The sequence below is a fragment of the Mycolicibacterium houstonense genome (assembly GCF_900078665.2).
Lineage (GTDB): Bacteria > Actinomycetota > Actinomycetes > Mycobacteriales > Mycobacteriaceae > Mycobacterium > Mycobacterium houstonense.
On sequence record NZ_LT546207.1, the window covers coordinates 1,033,648 to 1,045,257 of the forward strand.

At 66.0% G+C, this 11,610-nt stretch carries 12 protein-coding genes and 1 pseudogene; 6 read left to right on the forward strand and 7 right to left on the reverse strand.

Annotation, left to right across the window (positions count from 1 at the left end; all coding sequences use genetic code 11):
• Positions 1-16: 16 nt before the first annotated feature.
• The 3 genes from BN4332_RS05125 to BN4332_RS05135 are packed head-to-tail and all read left to right on the forward strand — an operon-like array spanning position 17 to position 1,644.
• Positions 17-346: an ArsR/SmtB family transcription factor gene (locus tag BN4332_RS05125; protein WP_066897462.1), complete on the forward strand. Its 330-nt coding sequence runs from the start codon at positions 17-19 to the stop codon at positions 344-346.
• On the forward strand, positions 337-1,029 hold the full coding sequence (locus tag BN4332_RS05130; RefSeq protein WP_066897463.1) for a cation efflux transmembrane domain-containing protein: 693 nt from the start codon (positions 337-339) through the stop codon (positions 1,027-1,029). Before BN4332_RS05125 ends, BN4332_RS05130 begins: the two co-directional genes overlap by 10 nt.
• A gap of 12 nt (positions 1,030-1,041) precedes the next feature.
• Positions 1,042-1,644, forward strand: coding sequence for a methyltransferase family protein (locus tag BN4332_RS05135; protein WP_066897464.1), 603 nt, complete (start codon positions 1,042-1,044; stop codon positions 1,642-1,644).
• 7 nt (positions 1,645-1,651) lie between these two features.
• Here the strand turns inward: BN4332_RS05135 and BN4332_RS05140 are convergent.
• From BN4332_RS05140 to BN4332_RS05155, 4 genes and pseudogenes are all read right to left on the reverse strand, one after another.
• Positions 1,652-2,901, reverse strand: a pseudogene (locus BN4332_RS05140) (S1C family serine protease).
• 334 nt (positions 2,902-3,235) lie between these two features.
• Positions 3,236-3,814, reverse strand: coding sequence for a GNAT family N-acetyltransferase (locus BN4332_RS05145; protein WP_235654025.1), 579 nt, complete (start codon positions 3,812-3,814; stop codon positions 3,236-3,238).
• A 93-nt stretch (positions 3,815-3,907) separates the two neighbouring features.
• Complete coding sequence (locus tag BN4332_RS05150) at positions 3,908-4,318, reverse strand: transglycosylase family protein (protein ID WP_066897466.1); 411 nt, start codon at positions 4,316-4,318, stop codon at positions 3,908-3,910.
• A gap of 399 nt (positions 4,319-4,717) precedes the next feature.
• Positions 4,718-6,076, reverse strand: coding sequence for an alpha/beta hydrolase-fold protein (locus BN4332_RS05155; protein ID WP_066897467.1), 1,359 nt, complete (start codon positions 6,074-6,076; stop codon positions 4,718-4,720).
• Between the two features lie 139 nt (positions 6,077-6,215).
• Here BN4332_RS05155 and BN4332_RS05160 point away from each other — a divergent pair, with 139 nt between their 5' ends.
• From BN4332_RS05160 to BN4332_RS05170, 3 genes are all read left to right on the forward strand, one after another.
• Positions 6,216-7,232 (forward strand): TIGR03617 family F420-dependent LLM class oxidoreductase, encoded by a 1,017-nt coding sequence (locus BN4332_RS05160; protein WP_066897468.1) that lies wholly within the window; start codon positions 6,216-6,218, stop codon positions 7,230-7,232.
• Between the two features lie 70 nt (positions 7,233-7,302).
• Positions 7,303-7,692 carry a TA system antitoxin ParD family protein gene (locus tag BN4332_RS05165; RefSeq protein WP_066897469.1) on the forward strand — a complete coding sequence of 130 codons (390 nt, stop codon included), beginning with the start codon at positions 7,303-7,305 and terminating at the stop codon, positions 7,690-7,692.
• 34 nt (positions 7,693-7,726) lie between these two features.
• Positions 7,727-8,305, forward strand: coding sequence for an ATPase (locus tag BN4332_RS05170; protein WP_066897470.1), 579 nt, complete (start codon positions 7,727-7,729; stop codon positions 8,303-8,305).
• A gap of 19 nt (positions 8,306-8,324) precedes the next feature.
• On the opposite strand, the gene katG is transcribed toward BN4332_RS05170, so the two are convergent.
• The 3 genes from katG to BN4332_RS05185 form a co-directional block, all read right to left on the reverse strand.
• Positions 8,325-10,580, reverse strand: coding sequence for a catalase/peroxidase HPI (gene katG, locus BN4332_RS05175; protein ID WP_066897471.1), 2,256 nt, complete (start codon positions 10,578-10,580; stop codon positions 8,325-8,327).
• Between the two features lie 36 nt (positions 10,581-10,616).
• Positions 10,617-11,048 carry a Fur family transcriptional regulator gene (locus BN4332_RS05180; RefSeq protein ID WP_066897472.1) on the reverse strand — a complete coding sequence of 144 codons (432 nt, stop codon included), beginning with the start codon at positions 11,046-11,048 and terminating at the stop codon, positions 10,617-10,619.
• A gap of 114 nt (positions 11,049-11,162) precedes the next feature.
• The coding region (locus BN4332_RS05185) for a histidine phosphatase family protein (RefSeq protein ID WP_066897498.1) at positions 11,163-11,610 on the reverse strand (448 nt) is incomplete at its 5' end.

The window sequence follows — 11,610 nt, forward strand, 5'->3', positions numbered from 1 at the left end:
ATGTACCGTTGGCCTCGTGGAGACACTGACCCAGGTTGAGGTACTGGCCCGATTCGGCCACGCACTTTCGGACCAGACACGGTCCACGATCCTGCTGGCGCTCAAGGATTCCCCCGCATATCCGGCAGATCTGGCCGAGTCGGCCGGGGTGTCTCGGCAGAGCATGTCCAACCACCTTGCCTGCCTGCGCGGTTGCGGCCTGGTGGTCGCGGTACCGGAGGGCCGACGCACCCGCTACGAACTCGCCGACCCCAAGCTGGCCCACGCCCTGAATGATCTGCTGCAGGTGGTGCTGGCCACCGACCCCGCCCAGTGCCCTGATGCCGCATCCGAAGGATGCTGCTGATGGATGGAGCCGGCGGCACGCCATCGGCAGCTCTCTCGTCGGCCCGCCGGGAACTGCTGCACCGGCGGATCCGATGGTTGGTCGCGGCCACCATCACCTACAACGTCGTCGAGGCCATCATCGCGATCAGCGAAGGCACTCGGGTGTCCTCCACGGCCCTGATCGGCTTCGGGTTGGACTCGGTGATCGAGGTGTCCTCGGCCGCCGCAGTCGCCTGGCAGTTCTCCGGCCCGGACCCGGAGGCGAGGGAGAAGATCGCACTGCGGATCATCGCGGTGTCGTTCTTCGCGCTCGCCGGTTACGTCACCATCGAATCGATCCGGTCGCTCACCGGGGCCGCCGACGCTCGGCATTCGACAATCGGCATCGCGTTGACGGCAGCCAGCCTGGTCATCATGCCGGTGCTGTCGTTGGCTCAACGTCGTGCCGGGCGCGAACTCGGCTCCCGCTCAGCAGTGGCCGACTCCAAACAAACACTGCTGTGCACCTACCTGTCCGGGGTGGTGCTCGCCGGACTGGTCCTCAACACCGCCTTCGGCTGGAGCTGGGCCGACCCGATCGCCGCTCTCATCCTCGCCGGGGTGGCGGTCAATGAGGGACGCGACGCGTGGCGCGGCGAAACCTGTTGCGATACCGCGCGTCTCGATGCGGATGTGTGCATCGATGGCTGCAACGATCGATGAGGTGATGACGACATGGCATTGACCGCGCTGATTCTCTATCTGACCTTCGCCGCGCTGGGGTTCGGATGGCGAAGTTGGGTGCAATATCGGCAGACCGGGTCCACGGGATTCCGCGGGATACACGGCCGTCCCAGATCGCTGGAGTGGCTGGCCGGCGTGGGCTTCATCGTCGCGATCGTCATCGGCCTGACGGCGCCGGTGCTGCAGCACCTCGGGCTGCTGAACCCGATCTCCCTGCTGCGGTCCCCCTGGATTCAGACGGTGGGCACGGTGCTGGCCGTCGCCGGGATCGGCACCACGCTGTATGCCCAGCGGGACATGGGTGAGTCGTGGCGGGTCGGGGTCGATCCCAGTGAGACGACGACGTTGGTCCGCCGCGGTGCGTTCGGCTGGGTGCGCAATCCGATCTTCACCGCGATGCTCGTCTTCGCCGGCGGCATCACGCTGATGACCCCGAACCCGTTGGCGCTGGCCGCATTTGTGGTGCTCTTCGCGACGATCGAACTTCAGGTCCGGGTCGTCGAAGAGCCGTACCTGCAGCGCACCCACGGGCAGGCCTACGCCGACTACCGTGTGGCGGTCGGGCGGTTCCTGCCCGGGATCGGGTTGAACTAGGCCTCGTCTAGGCCTGCTGTGTGCCGAGGGTGACGTCCACGGTGCGCGAAGCGCCCGACGGATCCTCATAGGTCAGCGTCACGGTGTCACCCGGCGCCTTGGACCGCACGGCCGCAACCAGGGCGTCGGGACCGTCGATCACCTGGCTGTCGAGCTTGGTGATCACGGCACCCTCCGGCAGGCCCGCTGCCGCTGCCGCACCACCGTTGACGACACCGGCGACCGCCGCACCGTGACTGTCATCGCCGGCGAGTTGCACACCCAGTGACGCATGCCGGACCGTGCCGGTCGAAACCAGTTCGTCGGCAATCCGTTTGGCCTGGTCCACCGGAATGGCGAAGCCCAGACCGATCGATCCGGCCGGTCCGCCCTGTGAACCCTGGCCGCCGCCCAACGAGGCGATCGCCGAATTCACCCCGATGAGGTCACCGTTCATGTCCACCAGCGCCCCGCCCGAGTTACCGGGATTGATCGCCGCGTCGGTCTGAATCGCGTTCATCACCGACTGCTGGCCGGTCTGGGCGTCGCCGGTGGCGACCGGGCGATCCAACGCGCTGATGATGCCGGTCGTCACGGTGCCCTGCAGTCCCAGCGGCGAGCCGATCGCGACGACGTTCTGGCCCACCTTCAGGTTCTTCGACGAACCGAGCGTGATCGGAGTGAGCCCGGAGACATTCTGCGCCTTCACCACCGCAAGATCGTCGGCCGGATCGGTACCGATGACGGTGAACGGCGCCGTGGTGCCGTCGGACATCGTGACCGTAGCCCGCAAGTCGCCACCGGTACGGCCGGACGGACGGCTCGACGGGCCGTCCGGCGAGTACTGGTCCTCGCCGGGGAACAAGCCACGCGGCAGGCCGGGGAACTGGCGGTCAGGGGCAGCGTCGGCGGACAACGGTCCCCGATCGGCGGAGCCGCGGGCCGCCTCGGCGACGACATGGTTGTTGGTGAGGATCAGGCCATCTTCGCTGAGCACGATGCCCGAACCTTCCGCGCTTCCCTGCCCGGTCTCGATCTGCAGCTTCACCACGCTCGGCAGCACCTTGGCCGACACCTGCTCAACCGACCCGGCCGCGGCATCGTTCCGAGGCTGGCTCGGCACAGAACCCGTTGCCGGCGAGGGCTTTCCGGCCGGCGCGGCGGCAGGCGCCTGGGCAACCGGCGTGGGGTGCCCGGAGTTGTCCACCANTTGTCCACCAGTGCGACCGCGGTTGCCGCGCCGGCGGCCATGGCGACGACGGCCGTGCCCGCCACCAGCACGCCGACGCGGGACTTCTTCTTCGGCTGCGAATCCCGCTCCACCAACGGCGACTCGAAAACCTGGGTCGCCGCCTCGGGGTGCAGCCCGTACGGCGGGGACGGCTGCCGATACCCGGACCGGCTCCACGGGCTCGGTTCCTGTTGCTCCATGGACCGATTCGCATTCCACTCGCGGTTGCCAGGTTGCGACGACTGTCCCGACCACTGATTCATTGCCAAAGCTCTTCCTTTGCGACACCGACATATATGCGCCGTGCCGGCGCCTGTCTAGATGTTGCAGTGACGTACTGAGGGTTTGCTGAGAATGAGTTCTGCGCTGGCCAAGACTTTTTCACCGCCGCAGGAAAGTCGCCAACCGCGTCGTAGCCAACGTCTGTTCGGCGTCGAATTGGTCGAACGTGCCCACGTGCGTGAAGCCGAGGCGGTCGGCCAGCCGAAGCGCGGCCAGATTTGCTGACTGGGTGACGATCACCACCGGTTGGTCGGCGAGCTCCCGAGCGGCGCGCCGCAACAACGCTGTGGCGGCCTCGGTGGCATATCCCCGACCACACGCATGGGTGCGGAAGACATAGCTGAGTTCGAGCTCATTGCCGCCCGGCTGCACGTGGCCCGGCACCGTCGGACTGCGCCGATCCAGCGTCACCATGCCCAGCATGCTGTCGGACTCCCGGTCGGCCACGACATAGCAGCCATCCGCGGCCAACAGGGCTTGGGCTCCGACCGATGCGACCGCGGCACGGACTTCGGCTTCCGGGCGTGGGCCACCGAGGAACTGGCGGACCCGCTCATTGGTCTGCGTCTCGATCAATCCCTCGGCGTCGCCGTCGCGGCCCTTTCTCAGCAGCACGCGCCGAGCCTCGATGCGCGAGACGGTGAGGGTGGGCCGGGGATGGTCCATCGGTTCTCTCATCCCGCCATGTCTACCAACACGTTCCGACGAGGTAGTTCAGCGCGGCAGGAGAAACTCACCGCCCTGGTCTCGACCCGGACCCGAAAGTGCCTATCAGGCCAGCGGATTGAGCACCACTGTGCACAGGCGGGGCAGGTTCGCCAGCGGTATCCAGGCCACCATCTGCCGACAGGTGCCGGTCGCCATGCCGATCGGGCCGCCGCACACGGGCCAGGCACCCAACCCCTGCGTGCGGAGCACGTTGCGGGCGACGCGGATCTGTTCTTCACGGGTCGCCGCCGCGGGCGATCCCGTTCCTCCGTGCGAGGCCCACGTCGCCGGGGTGAACTGCAGCCCACCATAGAAACCGTTGCCGGTGTCAGCGGCCCAGTTTCCGCCCGATTCACATTGGGCCATCGCATCCCAGTTCGGTTCCGCGCCGGCGGTCGGGACTGCCAGGAGAATTTGTGCCACGGCGATCGCACCGGCGATCGCGAGCACCGTGACGACCTTGCGCACGCGCATGTCGATCCCTTCGTGGCGCCGTGCGCTGCCGCGCAGGGCGATTACGGCAGGGGCTCGGTGAAATTCCACCCCATTCGTGATGCAGAGTTTACCGATGGGGCGAAAGTAAAATAGCCGTGCTAGAGAGTCTAATTATCTTCTTTGAGTTTATTTAATAGTTATGCGCCCCGTGAGGCCGGTGGGAGCAGGCCGAACGGAGCTTCCACACACAATTCGCGCAGCTAGAAGGCCGAAGGCGGGTAGCCGCGGCCAAGCGAGCCGCCAGGGCGGATTTCTCAAAGTCCCGCGCACAAGCAGTGTGCAAATTGAAAACTATTGCGCATAAAGTTTCTAATGTGCCCGCAGTGATGAAATTGAATTCTGATACTTATGCGGTTAGTGAGAAAGAAGTGAATAGTGTTACAGAACGTTACTTGGCGCTGCGGGGCGCAGCCGGGCGATGATCCCGTCGAGGTCGCGAAGGAACATCTCCGGCCGCAAGATGTGACCACCGGGTACCTCGTGTGCCTCATGGGGTATCCCGGCCTGACGGAGCCGGTCGCGGAACTCCCGCTGGCCCGCCAGCACCTGCGTCTCGTTCACGCTGTCGAACCAGTTGAGCGGATCCGGACTGGTGCCGGCGACGAGGAAAATGCGCTTGTTGCGGTAACTCTCGATCCTCTCCACCGGGTTGTCGGCACTGACCCTGGCCTGATCCCAGAACGGGGCGCCGTAGACAGTGCCACCCCCCAGATCCAAGACGGCCGAGGTGATGTTCGCCCAGTGCACCACCAGTCCGAAGTCACGGCGCAGGCTTGCCGGGCCGGAATGGGCGCTGACCGAGGCGAAGTGGCCGTAGTACTTGGCGGCGTACTTCAGTGCGCCGAAGCCCCCCATCGAGAAGCCACCGACTCCGCGACCGTCGTATTCGGCGTAGGTGCGGAAGTTCGCCTCGATCCAGGGCAGAAGCTGAGCGATGTGGAACGTCTCCCAGTTCCTGGGCCCGACGAACGAGGTGACCGGATTGGAGTACCAGCCCGCATGGCCGCCGTCGGGCATCACGACGATGATCGGCTTGCCCGCGGTCCAATTACGGATTCCGATGAAGTCGAAGAACCGGAAATCCGCGTCGGTGCCGCCGCCGTGGAACAGGTACAGCACGGGGTAGGTACGCCCACCCGTGTGGTAGTCGTCCGGAAGCAACACGTTGACGCCGGGGTTCCATCCGACGGCCACTGTCTGAAAACGGTAGTACCACAAGCGCGGATCGCTCTCATTGCGGTCCACGATCCGCAGGCCGAACCCGTCGGTGCGGCCACTGAAGATCACGAGTGTCTGTCCGACGTTGATCGCGCCCGGATCAGCGATCCCGTTGACGCCGGCGATCGGCGGATAGAACGAGGCGTCGCCGTAGAAGCGTGCGGCCAACGCCGACAACGTATCCCCCGCGGCAACCTGGTATCGCCTGAGCTCCGGGATGATCAGCTGCTGCCCGGCATGGATCTCGGCGTCACCGGCCATGCCGTTGGCCGCGGCGATCAACCGATGCAATTCGGCATTTCCGTAGAAGCGCGCGGCGACGGCCGGCAACGTGTCGCCCTGGGCGGCGTGATATCGCGTGAAATCCGGAAAGACCAGCCGCTGCCCGACGTTGACGACGTCCGGATCCGGTAGTCCGCTGGCGGCGGCGATCAGCGGGTACAGATCCGCTTCCCCGTAGAAACGCAGCGCCAACGCCGAAAGCGTCTCCCCCGCCACGACCGTGTGAATTCTGACCATGGGTCCCCCTCCTTCAGTTGCAAACAGCTGCGGTTGACGGCGATGCCGATTGCCCTGATGCCGACGAGTCTAGGCCTCCCGTGGCGTGAAACGGTTGACTTCTAAGGCTTTACGCGTGTCTGGCACGTAGGCTGCCCACGTGTACGTCGACGTGATGACCGTTCCGCAGCCGTTGGCGAGAATCGGTGAACTCGCCCGCCGCACCCAGTCCGCCGGTTTCTCCGGGCTGCTGCTCACCGAGACCGGCCGTACCGCCTACCTCAGCGCGGCGGTCGCGTCACAGCTCGCGCCCGGCCTCGAGCTCTCGACCGGTGTCGCCGTTGCCTTTCCGCGCAGCCCCTTCATCACCGCGGCGTCGGCCTGGGAACTCCAGGAGGCCACCGGGGGCCGGTTTCGCCTCGGTATCGGCACCCAGGTCCGCACTCACGTCGTACGGCGCTACGGAGTGCCGTTCGAACATCCGGGTCCGCGGCTGCGCGACTATGCGCTGGCCGTGAAGGCGTGTTTCGCCGCATTCCGCACGGGCAAGCTCGACCATCACGGCGATTTCTACGACCTCGACTTCATCACGCCACAATGGAGCCCCGGCCCGATCGGCGAACCAGATCCGAAAATCGATATCGCCGCGGTGAATCCGTGGATGCTGCGCATGGCAGGCGAAGTGGCCGACGGCGTACACATCCATCCGATCGGTGAGCCTGGCTATATCGCCCGCCACGTGCTGCCGAATCTGGCCGCCGGTGCGGCGACGGCGGGTCGCTCCCCTGACGACATCGCCAAGATCGTGCCGGTGATGACCATCGTCGGTGACAGCGACGAAGAACGCGCCAACGAGCGGGAGTTGGTGCGGGCCAGCATGAGCTTCTACGGAAGTACGCCGAACTATGCGTTCATCTGGGACGAGGCGGGGTTCGACGGCACGACGGCGCGGCTGCGGGAGCGGCAGAAGGCCGGCGACTTCGCCGGCATGGCGGCCCAGATCACCGACGATCACATCGCGGCCTTCGCCACCGAGTCGACCTGGGACGGGTTGGCCGACGCCCTGACCACCAAATACCAGGGCATCGCCACCCGGCTCGTGCTCTACAACGCGCTGGGCGGCCCTGACCGTCTCGAGCGGTACGGCGAGATCGCACGACGGCTGTCGTCGCGGTAGCCTCGCGGTAGCTCCCGTCTCCGTAGCATTCTGCTACGCTGGTTTCAGACTGCTACAACGGAGGCCTGTCATGACCGAAACCGCAGATCGGGTGACCCGGTTCGCCGCTGACCTGGTGGACAGCGCGGCCGTCGAAGGCGCACGTCAAAGCCGGTCGGCCAAGCAGCAGCTCGATCACTGGGCCCGAGTCGGCCGGGCCGTCTCGAGCCAGCACAGCGCGGCGCGCCGCAAGGTGGAGTCCGCCCTGGCCGGCGACACCCTCCTGCGCGATCTGACCGCCGAAGAAGGTGCGGTGTTCAACGCCGAGATCGCCGCGTCCATCGAAGAGAACCTGGCCGCCGCCGACTACGGCGCAACCCTGGCCGGCCGCGGGATCACCACCGTCGCGCTCGACGAGAACGGCGACATCGTCCAGTACCGGCCCGACGGCAGCACAGCTGTGCTGGCAGATCAGCGGTGACCGTCGCCCGCACTGACATGGGCTGCACCCGGCGGTGAAGCGCCTCGACCTCGTCGTCGGATGCAACGGGGCCGGCAAGTCCACCTTCGTCGAACTCACGCTCTCGCGGCTGCTTCCGAACAGTCCGTTCGTCAACGCCGACGAGATCGCCAAGCGCCGCTGGCCTGACGACCCCGCTCCGCACTCGTACGAGGCGGCGCTCGTAGCCGCGGGGACCCGGGCCAAACTCATCGAACGTGGCGACTCGTTCATTGCCGAGACGGTGTTCTCGCACCCGTCCAAGCTCGACCTCATCGACGAGGCGCTGGCTGCCGGTTACACCGTCGTCGTGCACTGCGTGCTGATCCCCGAGGACCTCGCCGTGCAACGGGTGCGCCATCGGGTTCAGGCCGGCGGCCATGACGTCCCCGACGCCAAGATTCGCGAACGTTACCAACGTCTTTGGAGTCTGGTCGCCGTCGCCGCCACACGTGCGGATTCGGCGACGTTCTACGACAACAGCACCATCAAGGGCCCGCGGATCGTCGCGCAGATCACCGGCGGATTCGTCGTCGGATCGCCGACCTGGCCGAAATGGACCCCGGCAGCCCTCATTTCCCGCTTTCCGGGTTAGGCGTCACCGGCGGATCGGCTCAGTCCAGGTCGAATCTGTCGTTGTTCATCACCTTGACCCAGGCCGCGACGAAGTCCTCGACGAACTTGGCCTTGTTGTCCTCCTGTGCGTAGACCTCGGCAACGGCACGCAGGATCGAATTCGACCCGAACACCAGATCATTGGCGGTGGCCGACCAGCGAACCTGGCCCGTGGCACGGTCCCGTCCCTCGTAGACGTTCTCGGTGGTCTCCGACGGCTTCCATTCGGTGCTCATGTCGAGCAGGTTGACGAAGAAATCGTTGGTCAACGCGCCCGGCCTCTCGGTGAACACCCCGTGCTTGCTGCCACCGTGGTTGGCGCCGAGGGCCCGCAGCCCACCGACGAGCACCGTCAGTTCGGGCGCTGTCAGATTCAGGAAGTACGCCTTGTCGACCAGCAGCTGTTCGAGGGGCGCCTTCTCACCCGGCCGCACGAAATTCCGGAACCCGTCGGCTCTCGGTTCGAGCACCGCGAACGAATCCACGTCCGTGTTCTCCTGCGTCGCGTCGGTGCGTCCCGGCGAGAAGAGCACATCGACCTCGTATCCGCCGTCCCTGGCGGCCTTTTCGATGGCCGCGGAACCGGCCAGGACAATCACGTCGGCCAGCGAAACCTTCTTGCCCCCGGTGGCCGAGGCGTTGAAATCCTGCTGAATGCGCTCCAGCACCGGCAGCACCTTGTCCAGCTCGGATGGTTCGTTGGCCTCCCAATTGCGCTGTGGCTCCAGCCGAAGTCGGGCCCCGTTGGCGCCGCCACGCTTGTCGGTGCCGCGGAAGCTCGACGCCGCAGACCAGGCCGTCTTCACCAATTGCTGCACCGAGAGGCCCGATTCGAGCACCTTGCCCTTCAGGGTGGCGATGTCCTGCTCATCGATCAGGGGATGGTCCACGGCGGGCACCGGGTCCTGCCACAGTTGCGGTTCGGGAATCCACGGGCCCAGGTAGCGGCTGATCGGGCCCATGTCGCGGTGCAGCAGCTTGTACCAGGCCTTGGCGAAGGCCTCGTTGAGCTCCTCGGGATGGTCGAGCCAACGCCGGGTGATGGGACCGTACGTCGGATCGACCCGCATCGACACGTCCGTGACGAGCATCGTCGGCTTGCGCGGCGGCCCGCCGAACGGGTCCGGAATGATGGCGTCGGCGTCCTTGGCCTCGAATTGCCATGCACCACCAGGACTCTGGGTCAGCTCCCATTCGTAGCCGTAGAGAATCTCCAGGTAACTGTTGCTCCACTTCGTCGGCGTGGTGGTCCAGACGACTTCGAGGCCACTGGTGATGGTGTCGCCGGCTTTGCCCGAGCCGAAGGCGCACTTCCAGCCCAGGCCCTGCTGTTCGATCGGTGCGGCTTCCGGTTCGGGGCCGACGAGATCACCAGGCCCGGCGCCGTGCGTCTTGCCGAGGGTGTGACCACCGACGATCAACGCAGCGGTCTCCTCGTCGTTCATCGCCATCCGGCCGAACGTCTCCCGGATGTCGTGCGCCGCCGCGAGCGGATCCGGCTTGCCCTCGGGGCCTTCGGGATTCACGTAGATCAGGCCCATCGTGGTGGCACCGTACGGATTGGCCAGGCTGCGGTCGCTCTCATTGGTGCCGCCGTAACGCTTGTCGGTGCCGAGCCAGGTGTCCTCCTGTCCCCACAGGATTTCCTCCGGTTCCCAGATGTCCTGGCGGCCGAACGCGAAGCCGAAGGTCTTGAAACCGGCGGACTCCAGGGCCACGTTACCGGCGAAGATGATCAGGTCGGCCCAGGAGATCTTGTTGCCGTACTTCTGCTTGATCGGCCACAGCAGCCGGCGCGCCTTGTCGAGACTGACGTTGTCCGGCCAGCTGTTGATCGGGGCGAACCGTTGTGCACCCTGTCCGCCGCCGCCGCGGCCGTCGAAGATGCGGTACGTGCCCGCGGCATGCCAACTCATCCGGATGAACAGACCGGCATAGCTGCCGTAGTCGGCCGGCCACCAGTCCTGTGACGACGTCATCAGCTCGAGCATGTCGGCCCGGAGCGCCTCGACATCGAGCTTCTGGAATTCCTTGGCGTAGTCGAAGTCCGCACCCAAAGGGTTTCCCTCGGCGGGCTGCTTGTGCAGCCTGGTGACGTCCACCTGATCGGGCCACCAGTCCTGATTGGTCAGCGGCGCATGAGCCTTGGGTTTCGGCGACTCGATGACCGGGTTCTCGGACTCGCTGCGACTATGCGTATCGGTGTCGGCCTGCGGCGGGCGGGCATCGGAGGTGTCAGGGGTGTTCGGGGGCATTGCATTCCCTTTCATCGGTGTGTGATGGGGCTGCCATCAGGAACTTCGAGATCGCGAGCAATCAGGACACTGGCCCCAATAGATGACCTCGGCTTCGTCGATGGCGAACCCGTTGTCATCCGAGGCAGTCAGGCAAGGGGCGGCGCCGACCGCGCAATCCACGTCAGCGATGGCGCCGCACGACCGGCAGACGACGTGGTGATGATTGTCGGCGACCCGGGTCTCGTAGCGGGCCAGCGAACCGCTGGGCTGGATCCGCCGGATCAGCCCGGCCGCGGTCAGCGCATTGAGCGCGTCGTACACGGTCTGGTGAGACACGTCGGGTACGTGCTCGCGGGTGGCGCGAATGATCAGTTCGGTTTCGGCGTGTGGATGCTCGCTCACCGCATTGAGTACCGCCAGCCGGGGGCGGGTGACGCGAAGCCCGGCCGATCTCAACATGCCTGTGAAGTCGAGGCCAACAGCCATCACCTCGAGTGTGGCCGCTTACTTGGACGGTATCAAGGTTCTGGCCACATTCGTTGCCGGGCAACACCTCTCAATGCGCACCGACGCCCGTACGGCGGTGTTCGGGCCCGATCGTCACCGATGGCCGAGATGGCGGACATCGCCGAGTTCGGCCACCTGGCGGTTGCGAAAGTAGTCGTCCTCACGCAGGGTGGTGATGCTGCCGGGGCCGGCCGCGAAGTTGACGTAGCCGAGCGCGGTGACGGGCATCCGGATCCAGGCGGCGATCACGAAAGTCAAGGCGAAACCATGAGTGACGATCACCTGATGCTGCCCGCCGCTCGCGGTGATGGTGTCCATCGCGGCGTAGACCCGCCGCGCGAAGGCCTCTTTGGTCTCGGCACCGCGCAGACCTTCATCGTGGGTGAGCCGGTCGCCCCGAGCCGGCGGGGCGACGAATCGCTCGTCGAGCCAACGTTGCGGGCGCCCCTCGGCCTCGCCGTACGATTTCTCGCGCAGCCGCGGGTCGAGCACGGTGTCTGTGCGCAGGAGCGCGGCAATCGGAGCGGCGGTGCGTTGCGCG

Coding starts and splice junctions, on each gene's coding strand:
- BN4332_RS05145 (WP_235654025.1), bottom strand. CDS start 3,814: ATGAGAGAACCGATGGACCATCCCCGGCCCACCCTCACCGTCTCGCGC.
- BN4332_RS05135 (WP_066897464.1), top strand. CDS start 1,042: ATGGCATTGACCGCGCTGATTCTCTATCTGACCTTCGCCGCGCTGGGG.
- BN4332_RS05150 (WP_066897466.1), bottom strand. CDS start 4,318: ATGCGCGTGCGCAAGGTCGTCACGGTGCTCGCGATCGCCGGTGCGATC.
- BN4332_RS05165 (WP_066897469.1), top strand. CDS start 7,303: ATGACCGAAACCGCAGATCGGGTGACCCGGTTCGCCGCTGACCTGGTG.
- katG (WP_066897471.1), bottom strand. CDS start 10,580: ATGCCCCCGAACACCCCTGACACCTCCGATGCCCGCCCGCCGCAGGCC.
- BN4332_RS05180 (WP_066897472.1), bottom strand. CDS start 11,048: ATGGCTGTTGGCCTCGACTTCACAGGCATGTTGAGATCGGCCGGGCTT.
- BN4332_RS05130 (WP_066897463.1), top strand. CDS start 337: ATGCTGCTGATGGATGGAGCCGGCGGCACGCCATCGGCAGCTCTCTCG.
- BN4332_RS05155 (WP_066897467.1), bottom strand. CDS start 6,076: ATGGTCAGAATTCACACGGTCGTGGCGGGGGAGACGCTTTCGGCGTTG.